This is a genomic window from Delftia sp. 60 (assembly GCF_002754395.1).
Classification (GTDB): domain Bacteria; phylum Pseudomonadota; class Gammaproteobacteria; order Burkholderiales; family Burkholderiaceae_C; genus Comamonas; species Comamonas acidovorans.
Map to the genome: position 1 here is coordinate 5,338,256 of NZ_PEFD01000001.1, position 16,643 is coordinate 5,354,898.

The 16,643-nt window shown below is 67.2% G+C and carries 18 protein-coding genes; 9 read left to right on the forward strand and 9 right to left on the reverse strand.

The window, feature by feature from the left end:
- The first annotated feature begins 30 nt into the window (after positions 1 to 30).
- On the forward strand, positions 31 to 1,143 hold the full coding sequence (bamC, locus tag CLV01_RS24010; protein ID WP_034396421.1) for an outer membrane protein assembly factor BamC: 1,113 nt from the start codon (positions 31 to 33) through the stop codon (positions 1,141 to 1,143).
- Positions 1,144 to 1,326: 183 nt separating this feature from the next.
- Here the strand turns inward: bamC and CLV01_RS24015 are convergent, their stop codons facing one another.
- The 3 genes from CLV01_RS24015 to CLV01_RS24025 form a co-directional block, all read right to left on the reverse strand.
- Positions 1,327 to 1,611 carry a hypothetical protein gene (locus CLV01_RS24015; RefSeq protein ID WP_012206890.1) on the reverse strand — a complete coding sequence of 95 codons (285 nt, stop codon included), beginning with the start codon at positions 1,609 to 1,611 and terminating at the stop codon, positions 1,327 to 1,329.
- Between the two features lie 387 nt (positions 1,612 to 1,998).
- Positions 1,999 to 3,129: a cupin domain-containing protein gene (locus CLV01_RS24020; RefSeq protein WP_013801115.1), complete on the reverse strand. Its 1,131-nt coding sequence runs from the start codon at positions 3,127 to 3,129 to the stop codon at positions 1,999 to 2,001.
- Positions 3,130 to 3,232: 103 nt separating this feature from the next.
- Positions 3,233 to 4,192, reverse strand: a complete 960-nt coding sequence (locus CLV01_RS24025) for a helix-turn-helix domain-containing protein (RefSeq protein WP_013801114.1) — start codon at positions 4,190 to 4,192, stop codon at positions 3,233 to 3,235.
- A 278-nt stretch (positions 4,193 to 4,470) separates the two neighbouring features.
- Here CLV01_RS24025 and CLV01_RS24030 point away from each other — a divergent pair, with 278 nt between their 5' ends.
- Positions 4,471 to 5,922 carry an aldehyde dehydrogenase gene (locus CLV01_RS24030; RefSeq protein WP_099733038.1) on the forward strand — a complete coding sequence of 484 codons (1,452 nt, stop codon included), beginning with the start codon at positions 4,471 to 4,473 and terminating at the stop codon, positions 5,920 to 5,922.
- Between the two features lie 152 nt (positions 5,923 to 6,074).
- Positions 6,075 to 6,596: an FKBP-type peptidyl-prolyl cis-trans isomerase gene (locus CLV01_RS24035; RefSeq protein WP_012206894.1), complete on the forward strand. Its 522-nt coding sequence runs from the start codon at positions 6,075 to 6,077 to the stop codon at positions 6,594 to 6,596.
- A 67-nt stretch (positions 6,597 to 6,663) separates the two neighbouring features.
- Here CLV01_RS24035 and CLV01_RS24040 read toward each other — a convergent pair whose 3' ends face one another.
- Both CLV01_RS24040 and CLV01_RS24045 read right to left on the reverse strand, forming a co-directional pair.
- Positions 6,664 to 7,236, reverse strand: a complete 573-nt coding sequence (locus tag CLV01_RS24040) for a glycine zipper 2TM domain-containing protein (RefSeq protein WP_099733037.1) — start codon at positions 7,234 to 7,236, stop codon at positions 6,664 to 6,666.
- A 145-nt stretch (positions 7,237 to 7,381) separates the two neighbouring features.
- Complete coding sequence (locus tag CLV01_RS24045) at positions 7,382 to 7,762, reverse strand: PepSY domain-containing protein (protein ID WP_013801111.1); 381 nt, start codon at positions 7,760 to 7,762, stop codon at positions 7,382 to 7,384.
- A gap of 256 nt (positions 7,763 to 8,018) precedes the next feature.
- Here CLV01_RS24045 and CLV01_RS24050 point away from each other — a divergent pair, with 256 nt between their 5' ends.
- Genes CLV01_RS24050 through CLV01_RS24060 form a run of 3 tightly spaced genes read left to right on the forward strand, consistent with a single transcriptional unit; the run spans position 8,019 to position 10,447 of the window.
- The gene (locus CLV01_RS24050; RefSeq protein WP_012206897.1) at positions 8,019 to 8,324 is read left to right on the forward strand and encodes a PepSY domain-containing protein; all 306 of its coding nucleotides are present in this window, start codon (positions 8,019 to 8,021) and stop codon (positions 8,322 to 8,324) included.
- Between the two features lie 6 nt (positions 8,325 to 8,330).
- Positions 8,331 to 9,002, forward strand: coding sequence for a response regulator transcription factor (locus CLV01_RS24055; protein ID WP_099733036.1), 672 nt, complete (start codon positions 8,331 to 8,333; stop codon positions 9,000 to 9,002).
- The gene (locus CLV01_RS24060; RefSeq protein ID WP_099733035.1) at positions 8,999 to 10,447 is read left to right on the forward strand and encodes a sensor histidine kinase; all 1,449 of its coding nucleotides are present in this window, start codon (positions 8,999 to 9,001) and stop codon (positions 10,445 to 10,447) included. Before CLV01_RS24055 ends, CLV01_RS24060 begins: the two co-directional genes overlap by 4 nt.
- A gap of 24 nt (positions 10,448 to 10,471) precedes the next feature.
- On the opposite strand, the gene CLV01_RS24065 is transcribed toward CLV01_RS24060, so the two are convergent.
- The 4 genes from CLV01_RS24065 to coaBC form a co-directional block, all read right to left on the reverse strand.
- A complete protein-coding gene (locus CLV01_RS24065; protein WP_099733034.1) occupies positions 10,472 to 11,296 on the reverse strand; it encodes a hypothetical protein in 825 nt (274 codons plus the stop codon).
- 63 nt (positions 11,297 to 11,359) lie between these two features.
- Positions 11,360 to 11,809: a dUTP diphosphatase gene (gene dut / locus CLV01_RS24070; protein WP_034396440.1), complete on the reverse strand. Its 450-nt coding sequence runs from the start codon at positions 11,807 to 11,809 to the stop codon at positions 11,360 to 11,362.
- 70 nt (positions 11,810 to 11,879) lie between these two features.
- Complete coding sequence (locus CLV01_RS24075) at positions 11,880 to 12,425, reverse strand: hypothetical protein (RefSeq protein ID WP_099733033.1); 546 nt, start codon at positions 12,423 to 12,425, stop codon at positions 11,880 to 11,882.
- Positions 12,426 to 12,442: 17 nt separating this feature from the next.
- On the reverse strand, positions 12,443 to 13,666 hold the full coding sequence (gene coaBC, locus CLV01_RS24080) for a bifunctional phosphopantothenoylcysteine decarboxylase/phosphopantothenate--cysteine ligase CoaBC (protein ID WP_099733032.1): 1,224 nt from the start codon (positions 13,664 to 13,666) through the stop codon (positions 12,443 to 12,445).
- A 102-nt stretch (positions 13,667 to 13,768) separates the two neighbouring features.
- Here coaBC and CLV01_RS24085 point away from each other — a divergent pair, with 102 nt between their 5' ends.
- From CLV01_RS24085 to CLV01_RS24095, 3 genes are read left to right on the forward strand one after another with little or no spacing between them, the layout of a single operon-like run.
- A complete protein-coding gene (locus CLV01_RS24085; RefSeq protein ID WP_012206904.1) occupies positions 13,769 to 15,427 on the forward strand; it encodes a CTP synthase in 1,659 nt (552 codons plus the stop codon).
- Between the two features lie 41 nt (positions 15,428 to 15,468).
- On the forward strand, positions 15,469 to 16,326 hold the full coding sequence (kdsA, locus tag CLV01_RS24090) for a 3-deoxy-8-phosphooctulonate synthase (RefSeq protein ID WP_013801105.1): 858 nt from the start codon (positions 15,469 to 15,471) through the stop codon (positions 16,324 to 16,326).
- 3 nt (positions 16,327 to 16,329) lie between these two features.
- Positions 16,330 to 16,620: a DUF1330 domain-containing protein gene (locus CLV01_RS24095; protein WP_012206906.1), complete on the forward strand. Its 291-nt coding sequence runs from the start codon at positions 16,330 to 16,332 to the stop codon at positions 16,618 to 16,620.
- Positions 16,621 to 16,643: the final 23 nt, after the last annotated feature.

The following is a 16,643-nucleotide window of genomic DNA, read 5'->3' on the forward strand; positions in this document are numbered from 1 at the left end:
CCACCGACCGAACGCACCAAGGATATTCGCGTGAAACAGCCCATTGCACGTCTGAGCCTGCTGAGCCTGGCCATCGGCCTGACAGCCTGCACGACCACGTTCCAAGAGAGCAAGATCGACTACAAGAGCGCCGGCAAGCAGCAGGCGCCCACCCTGGAAGTCCCCCCGGATCTGACCCAGCTGTCCACGGATTCCCGCTATGCCGTGCCCGGCGGCGTGGTCTCCGCCGCAGCCATGGAAGCCAACTCCAAGGCGCAAAAGCCCAGCGAAGGCCGCACGGCCACCGTTGCAATGGGCGATGTGCGCATCGAGCGCAATGGCGAACAGCGCTGGCTGGTGATCAAGCGCCCGGCAGACCAGCTGTGGGAGCCGGTGCGTGACTTCTGGTTGGAAAACGGCTTCATCTTCACCACCGAAGACCGCCAGCTGGGCATCATCGAGACCGACTGGGCCGAGAACCGCGCCAAGATCCCGCAGGACGTGATCCGCAAGACGCTGGGCAAGGTCTTCGACGGCCTGTACTCCACCAGCGAGCGCGACCGCTTCCGCACACGCCTGGAGCGCTCGGCCGACGGCTCCACCGAGGTCTACATCACGCACCGCGGCATGCAGGAGGTCTACACCAGCGCCCAGAAGGACCAGACCATCTGGCAGCCGCGCCCCTCCGACCCGGAACTGGAAACCGAATTCCTGCGCCGCCTGATGGTCAAGCTCGGCGTGAGCCAGGAGCAGGCTGATGCCGTGGCCAAGGCCAACACCACCACGGCAGCCGCCACCGGCAGCGTGCGCATGGAATCCGCCAACGGACAGCCCGTGCTGCAGATCGACGAAGGCTTTGACCGCGCATGGCGCCGTGTCGGCGTGGCCCTGGACCGCACGGGCTTCACCGTGGAAGACCGTGACCGCAGCCGCGGCATCTACTTCGTGCGCTATGTCGCGCCTGACGCCAAGGTCGAGCCCAAGGGCTTCTTCAGCAAGCTGTTCAGCCGCTCGCCCGATGCGGCCGCGCCGGTCAAGTACCAGATCCAGGTGCGCAGCGAAGGCGACAAGTCCACCGTCACCGTGCTCAACACCCAGGGCCAGCCCGAGACATCGGCCAATGCCCAGCGCATCGTGCGCGTCATCACCGACGACATGAAGTAAGCAAGCCTCTTTTCGGGCCTTGGGGCGGCAGCGTCTGCCCTTGGCTTGCAGCCACCGCGCAGTCATTTGCCGGTGGCTTTTTTACTGGACTAAAGCAAAGCGAAGGCGAAAAAAAACCGCAGCCCGAAGGATGCGGTTCTTTCGCGGCAGAGGCCGAAACCTCTGCCATCGGCAAGGGCCGAATTACTGCTTGGTGGCTTCCTTGGCGGCAGCGTCGGCAGCAGCCTTGGCGGCGTCTGCAGCGGCAGCGTCAGCAGCGGGAGCAGGTGCTGCAGCGTCGGCGGCAGGGGCTGCGGGAGCAGCAGCGTCGGCGGCGGGAGCAGCAGGAGCTTCTGCGGGAGCGGGAGCTGCCGGTGCGGGAGCTTCAACGGCGGGTGCGGGAGCGGGGGCCGGAGCCTCTTCCTTCTTGCCGCAAGCGGCCAGAGCTGCAGCAGCGATCACGGTAGCCAGGATCAGAGAGTTCTTCATCACAGTTTCCTAGAGAGTAGGTAAGAAGACAGTACACAGGAGGGGCCCCGCCACTTGCGCCACCGGATGCGGGCAACCGGTACGCGGCAGCCAGGCCACGTCAAACACATTCATTCGACTTGGAGCGAATTATAGGGAGATTTTTTCGAGGCTGACTGAAACTGACAACCTCTGAACAATTCCGCACAAATCCTCTTGCCAAGTCCGAATGGGGCAGCAAGAAGCTGCCTTGGCGTCCACTGTGTAACAAAACCAGGTTGCTGTCAATTTACTGACGAACCCAAGACAATTCTTTACAAATCTATCGGAGTCCGTCATGAATCAGCAGAACGCTGTCAACGGTGAATGCCCGAACTTAGCATGACTGCGTCACAGCGTCTACCCGGTTCAGGACAGCGGCCCGCCTCGCACCCAGCCGGCGTCAAACCAGGAGGACAGCAGCTCCAGCGCGTCATCGCTGGCCTTGGCCAGATCGGCGCGTGACAGGGCACGCGTATCGGCCAGCTTGCGCATCAGGGTGGCATCGCGGCCACCGGCCAGATAGCTTTCGCCGTTGATGAAGATGTGTTTTGCGTCATACATCATGCGCGTGCGGCGGTCGAGGACCACGCTCTCGAACATGCCGTGTTCCTCGCCATGCTCAAACCAGACATTGGCCTTGGGCTCGGTCATGTACTCGCCCAGCGCGCGCTCCAGCGCCAGCGGCTCGGCCAGCGCGCGCTCCAGCGCCTTGCGCGCGAAGTCGTGCAGGCTCGACGGAATCTCGCCCGGGGCCTCGACGGCGGGCTGGTCGGGGTCGCGGTAGACCATGGGCGCTTCGGGTTCATCGGGCTCGTCGGACATGCGCAGCAGCAGCTCGCGGGCCAGTTCGTCGCGCGCGGGCGAGCGAAAGCCGATGGAGTAGGTCATGCACTCGCCCTCGGCGATGCCGTCATGGGCCCACTTGGGCGGCAGGTAGAGCATGTCGCCGGGCTCGAGCACGAACTCCTCCTCGGGCTCGAAATTCGAGAGCACCTTCAGCGGCACATCGGGCTGCAGCGACAGGTCCTTCTGGCGGCCGATGCGCCAGCGCCGGCGGCCATGCGCCTGCAGCAGGAAGACGTCGTAGCTGTCGAAATGCGGGCCGACGCCGCCCTGGTCGGTGGCAAAGCTGATCATCAGATCGTCCAGCCGCGCCTCGGGCACGAAGCGGAACTGCTGCATCAGCTGGTGCACGCCGTCGTCGTGCAGGTCCACGCCCTGCACGAGCACGGTCCATCCGGGCTTTTGCAGCGAGGGCAGGCTGCGGCGCGACAGCGGGCCGTGGCTGAGCTTCCAGTGGCCACCGTCCTGCTGCTGGATCAGGCGCGATTCCACACCGTCCTCGCCTGCCATGGCCAGCAGCCTGGCGCGGGGAATCAGGGGCTTGAAGCCCGGGATTGCCTGGCGCACCAGCAAGGGCTTCTTGTGCCAGTGGCGGCGCATGAATTGGGAAGCGGTAAGCCCGCCCAGCAGGGCAAGCGGTGTGTTGGTGTCCATGAAATGGTCCGAAGTGAGCGAAGAGACAGGGCGGCATTGTCCTATGCGGGCATTGCCCTGTCCTGGCGCCAGCGCAAGCTGCCCCGCAATGGCTTCGTGGCAGTCAGCCGGCCGGCTTGCGCATGGCCCTGAAATCCGAGGGCGACAGGCCCGTATAGATCTTGAAAGCGCGGCTGAAATGCGCGGTGCTGCCAAAGCCGCAATCCATGGCGACCTCGGTGATGGTGCGCTGCGCCTGGGCGGGCTGCAGCAACTCGCGCATGCACAGCTCCAGGCGGCTGTGCTGTATGAAGGCGCCCAGGCTGGTCTGGCTGTCCGCGAAGGCGTTGTGCAGGTGGCGCTTGCTGCAGTTGAGCGCGGCGGCCACGGACTCCACCGACAGGCCCGGGTCGCGCAGATGGGCCGCCACATGGGCGCGGATGCGGTCCTGCAGCGCCAGTTGCTGCGTGCCTGCCGTGCCCTGCCCGGCCAGCTCCTGCAGCGACAGATGGACCATGTCCACCAGCAGCTCGCCCGCGCGGCGCGCCAGATGCGGCGCCATGCCGGGCAACTCCTGGTAGGTGCTGCGCATGGTTTCCAGCGCGATGCGGGCAATGCCCGAGCTGCCGCCCACATTGCGCCCCATCAGCCCTTCCAGCCGGATGCCCCGTTCCACGATGGCCTGGCGCGGCAGCATCACGATGAGGTGTTCGGACCATTCGGGGTTGGTGACCTCGTACTCCTGCGCCGTGTCATAGATCACCCAGCTGCCCTTGCGCACGCTGGCCTCGCGGTTGTGCTGGCGCACGCTGGCCACGCCCTCCCAGGGCGCGACGATCTTCAGATAGGGGGACTCATGGGCGCGCAGGCCTTGCATGCTGCGCATGACGCGGTGGCGGCCCGCCTCCAGCCGGGTCAGCACCACATCGCCGGCATTGGCCACGCGCACATGGCCTTCGAACAGGCGATCGCCATAGACATCGGTATCCAGGCCCGCAAACAGGCGCGACATCCAGGCGTGCCAGGCCGACGCCGTCTCGCCGGGCGGCAGTCCGTCGGTGCTCAACACCATGGCATCGGTCATGTGCGGTCTCTCCTGCTCGCCGCACGGGTGAAGGATCTGTGTGCGGCCATGGACGTGATTATGGGAAAGTGCAGGCCCGTCGCGCCCCATGGCTTTCCCCGCGGACAGCCAGGACAAGGGTAAACCCCGGAGCCTGTGCACGATCCGTCATGCGCTTTGTGCGCGCAGCGGGCTGCCTGCGCCATCGCCTGCTTCTACGATGACCGGCACGCCCGGCAGCGCCAACGCCAACGCCATTGCCAATGCCAACGCCACAACCGCATACCAAGGAGACAGTCATGATCGAACAAACCATGCTCATCGCAGGCCAGGCCGCACAGGCCGGCAATGGCGCCACCTTCGAGCGCCGCAATCCGCTGGACGGATCGGTGGCCACGCGCGCCCCGGCCGCCACGCCCGAAGATGCCGTGCGCGCCGTCGAGGCCGCGCAAAAGGCCTTCCCCGCCTGGGCCGCGCTGGGTCCGACCGAGCGCCGCCAGATGCTGATGAAGGCATCGCAGGCGCTGGAGGCCAAGACCGAGGCCTTTGCCGCCGCCATGGCCGCCGAGACCGGCGCATCGGGCATCTGGGCCGGCTTCAACGTGCACCTGGCTGCCAACATGTTCCTGGAGGCCGCATCGCTGACCACCCAGATCAATGGCCAGATCATTCCCTCGGACGTGCCCGGCAGCCTGGCCATGGCCGTGCGCCAGCCCGCCGGCGTGGTGCTGGGCATTGCGCCCTGGAATGCGCCCGTCATCCTGGCCGTGCGCGCCATTGCCACGCCGCTGGCCTGCGGCAACACCGTGGTGCTCAAGGGCTCGGAACTGTGCCCCGCCACGCACGGCCTGATCATCGAGGCCCTGCAGGAAGGCGGCCTGCCGCCCGGCGTGGTCAACTTCGTGACCAATGCGCCCGAAGATGCGGGGGCCGTGGTCGAAGCCATGGTGGCCCACCCGGCCGTGCGCCGCGTGAACTTCACCGGCTCCACGCGCGTGGGCCGCATCCTCGGCCAGACCTGCGCCAAGTACCTCAAGCCCGCCATTCTGGAGCTGGGCGGCAAGGCGCCCTTCGTGGTACTGGACGATGCCGACATCGACGCCGCCGTGGCCGGCTGCACCTTCGGTGCCTTCGCCAACTCCGGCCAGATCTGCATGTCCACCGAACGCATCATCGTGGACGAGTCCGTGGCCGGTGATTTCCTGGACAAGCTGGTGGCCCGCGCCACTTCGCTGCCGCTGGGCGATCCGCGCAAGGGCCCCGTGGTGCTGGGCTCGGTGGTGGACATGGCCACCGTGGAGCGCGCCAACCGCCTGATCGACGACGCGCTGTCCAAGGGCGCCAGGCTGCTGTGCGGCGGCAAGGCCACCAACACGCTGATGGCCGCCACGCTGATCGACGGCGTCACGCCCGAGATGGACATCTTCCGCGAGGAAACCTTCGCCCCCGTCAAGGCCATCGTGCGCGTGCGCGGTGAGGAGCAGGCCATCGCCATGGCCAATGACAACGAATTCGGCCTGTCCTCGTCCGTCTACACCCGCGACACTGCACGCGGCTGGCGCGTGGCCGCGCGCATCGAGGCCGGCATCTGCCACGTCAACGGCCCCACCGTGCACGACGAGGCACAGATGCCCTTTGGCGGCGTGAAAAACTCGGGCTACGGCCACTTCGGCGGCCAGGCAGGCATCGATGCCTTCACCGAGACGCGCTGGATCACCATGCAGACCACCCCCCGCAACTATCCGTTCTGATCGGCAGGACTCGCCGCCCGGCCTGCGCAGCAGCCGGGCAGCCGTGGGAAAATCGCGCCAACGCGGCCGCCGGCACGCCTTCGTCAAACACGGGCGCGCGCGGCGGTCTTTCTTTTTCCCCACCGCGGCATGGGCCGCACAAGCTGCACACCATGGAAATCACAGAACAATGCGTGGTCGCTCTGACCTGGACACTCAAGGACACCCTGGGCGAGGAACTGGACGTGCTCGATGAGCCCGTGGAGTTCCTGGTCGGCGGCGACGATCTGCTCAAGCGCATCGAGGAAGCCCTGCAGGGCCACGGCCAGGGCAAGACCCTGGACCTGCACCTGGAGCCCGAGGAAGCCTTTGGCGACTACAACGAAAGCCTGATCTTCCTGGAGCCGCGCGCCCTGTTCCCGGCCGAGTTGGAAGAAGGCATGAGCTTCGAGGCCAGCGCTCTGCCCAAGGGCTGCAGCGCCGTGCAGCCCGATCTGCTCTACACCGTCACGGAAATCTATCCAGAGCACGTGGTGCTGGACGGCAACCACCCGCTGGCCGGCATTGCGCTGCGCCTGCACCTGAAGGTCGAAGGCGTGCGCGAAGCCACCGAGGAAGAAATCGGCCGCGGCTCGGCCGGTACCGGCTTCTTCCGCATCCAGCCCATGGCGCCGGGCAACGACACGCTGCACTGAAATTGCCGCGCTGAAATGGCAAAGGGCTCCCTGCGGGGAGCCCTTTTGCATGGAGCGAGCCTGGTACTCAGCGAATCAGCTGGTTGTTGTCCACGCGCACGCTCTCGCCTATGCGCAGCTGCGGATTGTTCTGGTAGTCGAACACGCGCGTGCTGCCGTCGTTCAACTGCACGGTGACGCGGTAGACATCGCGCAGGTCGCCAGGGCCGGTGTTCTTCTCGATGGCATTGCCCGCCATGGCACCGCCCACCACGCCCGCAATGGTGGCGATGTCGCGCCCACTGCCCTTGCCCACCTGGCGGCCCAGCACCCCGCCGACCACGCCGCCCACCACGGCCCCGGCGCCTATGCCCGAGCCGCCAATGCCGCTGGGCTGCTGGATCTGCACCAGTTGCACATTGGTCACACGCCCCTGCTGCACATAGCCACCGCCGCCCGGGTAGGCCGTGCCGGGCTGGCCGCCGTTGGGATAGCCGCCGTTGGGGTAGCCGCTGGTCGGATAGCCCCCGGCTGGATAGCCGCTGGTCGGATAGCCGCCACCCGGGTATCCGCCCTGCTGGGGGTAGCCCGCGCAGGCGCTGAGCAGCAGCGCGGCAATGCAGCCGGCGCCCATGGCGCTCAAGCGATGAATGGAAGGCATGAGAATCTCCTGTGTACTGTCCGTGGATCGATCAAGGGCAGCCACCGGACCGGCCGGCGGCTGCATACCGCTTCAACGTCCCAGGCCGCATGCCTGCCGACCGGACAGAACACTTGCTGACAAAAATCAGCCTGCCCACCCGGCCTCAATTGCGTGCGCGGATGCTGAGCACGTTGCCGTTGTTGCCATCGACGTAGAGCTTCACAGGGCGGCCATCGCCGGTCTGGCCCTTGACCTGGTAGAGGCCGTCCTCCCACTCGATCTCACGCAGGTCGCGGTAGCCCAGGACTTCCATGCGCTCGAAGATTTCGCGGATGCTCAGGCCCGGCCCCTGGAAGGCGCCGCGCACGGAGGCCACCGTGGTGGCCACGGCCTCGCCGGCCTGTACGGTCACGGAAGGCCCGCCCGTGGCGGCGGCCTGGGCCTGCACCTGGGCGACCAGCCCGGCAGTGGCGATCAGCACAATGCCCAGGCCCGTCAGGCCATGGCGTGCAGCGCGGGAAATCAGTTGTCGGATGGAAGGCATGAGGTTCTCCTTGGCATGTGAAGGTCGGCGACTGGGCCGGCGATTGGGTCGGCGATTGGGCTGGCGATGCATCTGAAAAGGCCGCATCTGCCGGCTGCTGCGCCTTCGTTTCCGTTGGATTGCGACGGCGTGCAGCCATTGTTCGATGCAGGCCATGAACGCAAGCTGAAGCAGCCGTTCATCCGAGGTTCATCCACGCTGGGCTATAAAGTTTTCCATGCCCACTCCATCCTTCTCCATTCCTCGCAGGTCCTGGATGCTGCTGGCCGCACTGCTGCTGATGGCGGCGGCCCTGGCATCCTGGACCACGCCCTCGGACGCCGGCGACAGCGACCATGAACTCGCACGCCAGGCCCTGCAGCAAGGCCGCGTGCTGCCGCTGCGCACCGTGCTCGACCAGGTCGAGCGCGACTACCAGGGCCAGGTCATCAAGGTCGAGTTCGAGCATGACGACGGCCGCTTCATCTACGAGATCCGGCTGCTGCAATCGGGCGGCCGCGTGGCCAAGCTCAAGATCGATGCACGCGATGGCAAGGTGCTGAGCTTCAAGCGCAAGGACTAGACGCAGATGCGAATCCTCGTGGTGGAAGACGAGCCCACGCTCTGCGGGCAACTGGTACAGGCCTTGCAGCAGGCAGGCCATACGGTGGAGACGGCCGCGGACGGCGCAACGGCCCAGTACCTGGGCGAGGTCGAGGAATTCGACGCCGCCGTGCTGGACCTGGGCCTGCCCGTGCGCGACGGGCTCACCGTGCTGCGCGCCTGGCGCGCGCAGGGCCGGGTCATGCCGGTGATGATCCTCACGGCGCGCGGCGCCTGGCATGAGAAGGTGGCCGGCATGGATGCCGGCGCCGACGACTATCTGGCCAAGCCCTTCCACATGGAAGAGCTGATGGCCCGCCTACGCGCCCTGCTGCGCCGGCTCAGCCCGCACGCCAGCGCCCAGTGGCAATGCGGCCCCATCGTGCTGGACTCGCGCCATGCCCGCGTGAGCGTCTCCGGCCAGCCGCTCACGCTCACGAGCCATGAATTCAAGGTGCTGGCCCTGCTGATGCAGCGCGTGGGGCAGGTGATATCGCGAACCGAACTGTCCGAACACATCTACCCGCAGGACAGCGACCGCGACTCCAACACCATCGAGGTCTTCGTCGGCCGCCTGCGCAAGAAGCTGCCGGCCGGCAGCATAGAGACCGTGCGCGGCCTGGGCTACCGGCTGGTGGAAGGCGCGCCCGCTGCATGAACGCGCCACAGGAAAGACAGGTATCCCGGCTTGGCGATTCGCTGCGCCTGCGCTTGCTGGCCGGCACGCTGGCCTGGGTGCTGGCGGCCGTGCTGCTGGCCGGCTGGGGGCTGCGCGGCCTGTTCCGCGACCACATCGCGCAGCAGTTGCAGGCGCAGTTGGTGCTGCAGCTCGACCAGCTCAGCGCAGCCGTCAACAGCCTGCCCGGCGGGCGCATCGAAGTCGGACTGGCCGTGGGCGATCCGCGCCTGGCGCAGCCGCTGTCGGGCCTGTACTGGCAGATCGACCAGGTGAGCGATGGCGCGGGTCCGCCCGAGAAGGCCGGCTTGCTGCGCTCTCGTTCGCTGTGGGACCAGACGCTGGACTGGCACCAGTTCCGTGCCGACGCCGGCCGCCCGGATGAGCACCACGAGGACACGGCGCTGAACACCGGCATGCTGCCCGATGGCCAGGGCCACCAGCTCGTGGCCGTGGCACGCCCCCTGCAATTGCCCGAAGCCGACGCGCCACCGCTGCGCCTGATCGTTGCGGCCGACAGCGCCCTGCTGGCCGAGCCCATGCAGCGCTTCACCACCATGCTGATCGCCGCACTGGGCACGCTGGCGGCCGGGCTGGTGCTGGCCGTGGTGCTGCAGCTGCGACTGGCGCTGCGGCCGCTGCAGTTGCTGCGCAAGGGCCTGTCCGACGTGCGCAAGGGGGCAACGCCGCGCCTCGAAGGCCGGTTTCCGCAGGAACTGCGCCCCCTGGTGCAGGAATTCAACCATGTGCTGGATGTGAACGCCGACATGGTGCAGCGCGCGCGCACGCAGGCCGGCAACCTGGCCCATGCGGTGAACACGCCGCTGTCCATCCTCGGCAATGCCGCCGCGCAGGAAGGCGGGGCGCTGGCCGAACTGGTCCGCGAGCAGGTCGCCAGCGCCAGCCGCCAGGTGGACCACCATCTGGCACGCGCCCGCGCTGCGGCCCGCCAGGCCACAGGCCTGCGCACGCCGCTGGAGCCGCCGCTGGCCTCGCTGGTGCGCACCATGGAGCGGCTGCACGCCGGCCGCGGCATCCGCTTCGCGCTGAAGGGCGATGCGCAGCCTTGGGACTTTCTGGGCGATGGCCAGGACCTGATGGAAATCCTGGGCAACCTGCTGGACAACGCCGGCAAGTGGGCGGCCCAGGCCGTGAGCCTGGAAGTCCAGGGCCTGGAGCACGACCAGGCCGGCGGCCCCTTGCTGCTGACAGTGGACGATGACGGCCCCGGCATCGAAGACGCCGACCTTGGCCGCATCTTCGAGCGCGGCGAGCGCCTGGACGAACGCAGGCCCGGCGCAGGCCTGGGCCTGGATATCGTGCGTGACCTGGTGCAGACCTATGGCGGCAGCATCGCAGCCAGCCGCTCGCCGCTGGGCGGCCTGCGCATGCAACTGCGCCTGCCGGGGGCAAAAAGACAGGCGTGACGGCAGGAGCCGCGCAGCAGCGGCTCAGTGCCCTCTCAGCGCGCGCAGCACCTGCACCAGGGTGTCTGCCTGGGGAAACAGCCAGTCGGCCAGCGCGCCAAGCGCCACGGCGGCCACCAGTGCGCCCAGCACCGGCTTCCAGCTCAGGCGCAGCGCGGCCAGCAGCCAGCCCTCGCGCTCCACCACGTAGAGCGTGCGCGCCATCAGCAGCGCAAAGGCCACCTCCACCGCCACGGCCAGGAACAGGTCGGCCCCAAAGACCAGCCACAGCAGCGACCCTGCCCCCGTGACCGCGACCAGCAGCGCCGCAAACACCAGCAGCACGGGGACCAGGACGACGGCGCCGTCGTCCAGCCCATCGATGCCCGGCAGATCAAAGCCTTGCGAGGCCGAGGAAGCGGCCTCGGACATGGCGCCGCCGTCATCCCAGCTGCCGCTGGAGCCACCGCCGCCATACGAGCCGCCCTGCCCGCTGTCGAATCCGCCAGCCTCCGGCGTGCGGGCCGGTGAAGAACCACTGCCGCCGGGCGTCACATCGGGAACATCGGACCCCTCCCAGTCGCGGCGCAGCATGCATTCGGCCCACAGGCGCAGCAGCAGCAGGTACAGCAGATAGCCGCAGGCCAGGGCCACGCCATAGCGCAGCGCCATGCTGTGCATGCCCGCGTGCAGCAGGCCCAGGCTCAACAGCGACATGCCGGCCAGGCTCAACCCGCCCGTCAGTGCCGCATGCAGACGCAGCCAGTGGCGCTGCTGCAGACGGCGGCGCATGCGGTCTTCCTGCGTCAGCATCACGCGCGTCCATGACGCGGATGGGCGGTGGCGCGTGCGCCGGGATGGCCTGGCCATGCGGATTCCTCCCTGGAGCGATGCCCGGGCAGCGCGGCTGCGGGCGTTTTCTGGCTGAGCGCCTTATTGCTTGCCTGTAGAGCCGTAGCCGCCCGCGCCGCGCTCGGAAGCCGACTCGAACTCCTCGACCACATTGAAGCTGGGCTGCACCACGGGCACGATGATCAGCTGGGCCAGGCGGTCCATGGGCTGCAGCGTGAAGGCCGTGGTCGAGCGGTTCCAGGCGCTGACCATGAGCTGGCCCTGGTAGTCGCTGTCGATCAGGCCGACCAGGTTGCCCAGCACGATGCCGTGCTTGTGGCCCATGCCCGAGCGCGGCAGGATCATGGCCGCGTAGCCGGGGTCCTTGAGGTACATGGCCATGCCCGTGGGCACCAGTTGCCATTGGCCGGGCTCCAGCGTCAGCGGCGCATCGATGCAGGCGCGCAGGTCCAGCCCCGCGCTTCCCGGCGTGGCGTAGGCGGGCATGTTCTCGCGCAGGCGCGCGTCAAGGATCTTGATATCAACGTTCATGGAAACAATCTGGGGAGCGCCTCACGGCAGGCTCTCTTGAAAAGCAAAGCGCGCATTGTGCCCCGCGCCGTCACCCGGACGACTTGAGCCCGCTGCGAAAGCCTTTGACGATGGCATTGATGATGGTGAGCAGCAGGATGAAAGGGCCGATGCCCGGAATCACCACGGCCAGGATCAGGCCGATCACGATACCAAGCAACTGGCCCGGACCTATCTTGAAGACCGTCTTCTTGACGGCCTTGACGGCGGAGGACGCCTGGGCTTGCTGTGCCCGCGCAGCCTGCCGGCCGCGATCGGCCCTGCCACCATTTCTATCGCCGTTCCTGTCGCCATGCCTGTCGCCTGCAGATGGCTGGCGCCCCGGCAGGGCGGGCACCGAAGCCTGCTGCGCGGCGATGCGCGCCTTCTCGGCCGCAGCCTGCACCTGCTCGCGCACGCGCTCGACCACGGACTGGGACTGCGCGCCCGGCGTGGCCACCGCATCGGTGAAATCGCTGCGTCCCTGCACCATCCAGCCGTGGGCCGCAGAGCGGTACAGGGGGCTGGCGCGCAGCAGCTCATCCACATAGCGCACATAGTCGCCGTGGCGGGGGCCTTCGTAGGTGTTCTGTGACATGCGGGCCTTCGGTGGTGTCAACGGACGGGTGGCAGGCGCCGGGCGATCTCGGCCACCAGCTGGCGCGCCAGCAGGGACTTGGAGGCGTGCGGCAGCTCCATGGTGCCAGCCTCGTCGATCAGCAGCAGGGCATTGTCATCCCGCCCAAAGGTTGCGGGACCGATATTGCCCACCAGCAGCGGCACCTGCTTGCGCAGGCGCTTGGCGCTGGCGTGCTGCAGCAGGTCATGGCTTTCGGCGGCGAAGCCCACGCAGTACAGCCGGCCGCTGCGTGCGGGCTCGGACTGCGCGGCTGCCGCCAGGATGTCGGGGTTCTCGACGAAGGTCAGCGTGGGGGCCTGGCCCGAGCCGTCCTTCTTGATCTTCTGGTCTGACGCGGTGGCCGGGCGCCAGTCGGCCACGGCCGCCGTGGCGATGAACACGCCGGCTTGCGGCAATTGCTGGTGAACGGCGTCAAACATCTGCTGCGCCGATTGCACGTCGATGCGCTTCACGCCGCGCGGCGTGCGCAGGTGCACGGGCCCGGCCACCAGGGTCACCTGGGCGCCCGCCTCGCGGGCGGCGCGCGCAATGGCAAAGCCCATCTTTCCGCTGGAATGGTTGGTGATGCCGCGCACGGGGTCGATGGCCTCGAAGGTCGGGCCCGCCGTGACCAGCACCTGGCGGCCCTGCAGCAGCTTGGGCGTGAAGAAGGCAGCCAGCTCCTCCATGATTTCCTCGGGCTCCAGCATGCGGCCGTCGCCCACCTCGCCACAGGCTTGGTCGCCCGTTCCCACGCCCAGCACCAGCGCACCGTCGGCCGCCACCTGCGCCAGATTGCGCTGCGTGGCCGGGTGCGCCCACATCTCGCGGTTCATGGCAGGCGCCAGCAACAGGGGCACGCGGTCCATGGGGCGAGCCAGGCACATCAGGCTCAGCAGCTCGTCGGAACGGCCCTGCACCAGGCGTGCGATGAAGTCGGCGCTGCAGGGCGCGATCAGCATGGCATCGGCCTCGCGACTGAGGTTGATGTGGGGCATGTTGTTGGGCTCGCGCGCGTCCCACTGCGAACCATAGACCGGACGGCCGGACAGCGCCTGCATGGTCACCGGCGTGATGAACTGCTCTGCCGCCTCGGTCATCACCACCTGCACGGTGGCCCCGGCCTGCACCAGCAGGCGCACCAGCTGGGCAGATTTGTAACAAGCCACGCCTCCGGAGAGGCCGAGCACCAGATGTTTACCTGCGAACACTTCAGTCATGGCGCGCAATTTAGCAGAGCCGGAGCATCCGAGCAGCCCCGCGCGGCGCGGCGAATTCGGCGGCGCATCTATAATCCTGCTTTACCACCACCAATAAAAGACATGACCAAATTTGTCTTCGTCACAGGCGGTGTGGTGTCTTCCCTGGGCAAGGGAATCGCCTCAGCCTCCCTTGCTGCGATCCTCGAATCGCGCGGCCTCAAAGTCACCCTCATCAAGCTGGATCCCTACATCAACGTGGACCCGGGCACCATGTCGCCCTTCCAGCATGGTGAAGTGTTCGTGACCGATGATGGCGCCGAGACCGATCTGGACCTTGGCCACTACGAGCGTTTCATCGAAACGCGCATGAAGCAGTCCAACAACTTCACCACCGGCCGCATCTACCAGAGCGTTCTGGAAAAGGAGCGCCGCGGCGACTACCTGGGCAAGACCGTGCAGGTGATCCCGCACGTGACCAACGAAATCCAGGAGTACATCAAGCGCGGCGCCGGCCTGGGCACGCCTGACGCTGTCGATGTCGCCATCTGCGAAGTCGGCGGCACGGTGGGCGATATCGAGTCCCTGCCCTTCCTCGAAGCCGTTCGCCAGCTGGCCCTCAAGCAGGGGCCCAACAACACGGCCTTCGTGCACCTGACCTACCTGCCCTGGATTGCCACGGCGGGCGAGCTCAAGACCAAGCCCACGCAGCACACCGTGCAGAAGCTGCGCGAGATCGGCATCCAGCCCGACGCCCTGCTGTGCCGCGCGCAGCACCAGGTGCCGGAAGAGGAGAAGGAAAAGATCTCGCTGTTCACCAACGTTCCCGAGTGGGGCGTGATCTCCATGTGGGACGTGGACACCATCTACAAGGTGCCCCGCATGCTGCACGAGCAGGGCCTGGACGGCCTGATCTGCGACAAGCTGCGCCTGAACACACCGCCCACCAACCTCAAGCGCTGGGACGACCTGGTCCACGAGACCGAGCACCCGCAGGGCGAGGTCAAGATCGCCATGGTCGGCAAGTACGTCGAGCTGTCGGACGCCTACAAGTCCGTCAACGAGGCGCTCAAGCACGCCGGCATGCAAAGCCATGTGGCAGTGAAGATCACCCACGTCGATTCCGAGACCATCAGCGACGCCAATGCGCGTGACAAGCTCTCGCAGTACGACGCCATCCTCGTGCCCGGCGGCTTCGGCTCGCGCGGCGTGGAAGGCAAGATCTCCACGGCTCGCTACGCCCGCGAGAACAAGGTGCCCTACCTGGGCATCTGCCTGGGCATGCAGGTGGCCACCATCGAATACGCCCGCCACGTGGCCGGCCTCGAAGGCGCCAACTCCACCGAGTTCGACCCCAAGTCCGCCAACCCCGTGATCGCCCTGATCACCGAGTGGAAGGATGCCGACGGCACGGTCAAGACCCGCGACGAGAACTCCGACCTGGGCGGCACCATGCGCCTGGGTGCCCAGTCCTCCGACGTGCAGGCCGGCACGCTGGCCCACAGCATCTACGGTGATGTGGTCACCGAGCGCCACCGCCACCGCTACGAAGCCAACGTCCAGTATCTGGACCAGCTGCGCGAAGCGGGCCTGGTGATCTCGGCGCTGACGCAGCGCGAGCAGCTGACCGAGATCGTCGAGCTGCCCAAGGAAGTTCACCCCTGGTACATCGGCGTGCAGTTCCACCCCGAGTTCAAGTCCACGCCGTGGAGCGGCCACCCGCTGTTCAATGCCTTCGTGAAGGCTGCGATCGAACGCCAGAAGGCGCCGCGCAAGCCCTGACCCCCGCAACGCCGCCCACCATTTCCCAAGGAATCCCCACCATGAAACTCTGCGGCTTCGATGTCGGCCTCGACCGGCGCTTCTTTCTCATTGCAGGACCCTGCGTCGTCGAGTCCGAACAGCTGCAGATGGACGTGGCGGGGCATCTCAAGGAAATCACGGCGGCCCTGGGCATCCACTTCATCTTCAAGAGCAGCTACGACAAGGCCAACCGCAGCTCGGGCGCCAGCTTTCGCGGCCCGGGCATGGACAAGGGCCTGGAGATCCTCGCCAAGGTGAAGAAGGACCTGCAGGTCCCCATCCTGACCGACGTGCACACCGAGTCCGAAATCCCGGCCGTGTCCCAGGTCGTGGACGTGCTGCAGACGCCGGCCTTCCTGTGCCGCCAGACCGACTTCATCCGCGCCGTCGCCCAGTCGGGCCGGCCGGTGAACATCAAGAAGGGCCAGTTCCTGGCCCCGCATGACATGAAGAATGTCATTGACAAGGCCCGTGCGGCTGCAAGGGAAGCCGGCCTGCCCGAGGACAGCTTCATGGCCTGCGAGCGCGGCGCCAGCTTCGGCTACAACAATCTGGTCTCGGACATGCGCAGCCTGTCCATCATGCGCGAGACCGGCGCGCCCGTCGTCTTCGACGCCACGCACAGCGTGCAGCTGCCCGGCGGCAACGGCACCAGCAGCGGCGGCATGCGCGAGATGGTGCCCGTGCTCTCGCGCGCGGCCGTGGCGGTGGGCGTGGCGGGCCTGTTCATGGAAACCCATCCCAACCCTCCCTGCGCCCTCAGCGACGGCCCCAACGCCGTGCCGCTCAAGCACATGAAGGCCCTGCTCGAAACCCTGGTCGCGCTCGACGACGTGACCAAGAAGAACGGCTTCCTCGAAAACGACTTTGGAGTCTGACCCATGGCCAGCGGCTACATCATTGCGTCCGTCACCGTCACCAAGCCCGAGCAGTACGAGGAATACCGCAAGTGGAGCACCGAGGCCATGCGCGTGCATGGCGCCGAAGTCTGCGTGCGCGGCGGCAAGGTCGAAGTGCTCGAAGGCGACTGGAACCCCGGCCGCACCGTGATCCTCAAGTTCCCCAGCTTCGAGGCAGCCCGGGCCTTCTACGACACGCCCGAGTACCTGCGTGCCCGCGAGGCGCGTGAAGGCGCATCCATCATGCGCATGGTCTGCGTGGAAGGCGTCTGACGGCCAGCCACCCCGGCTCGTCA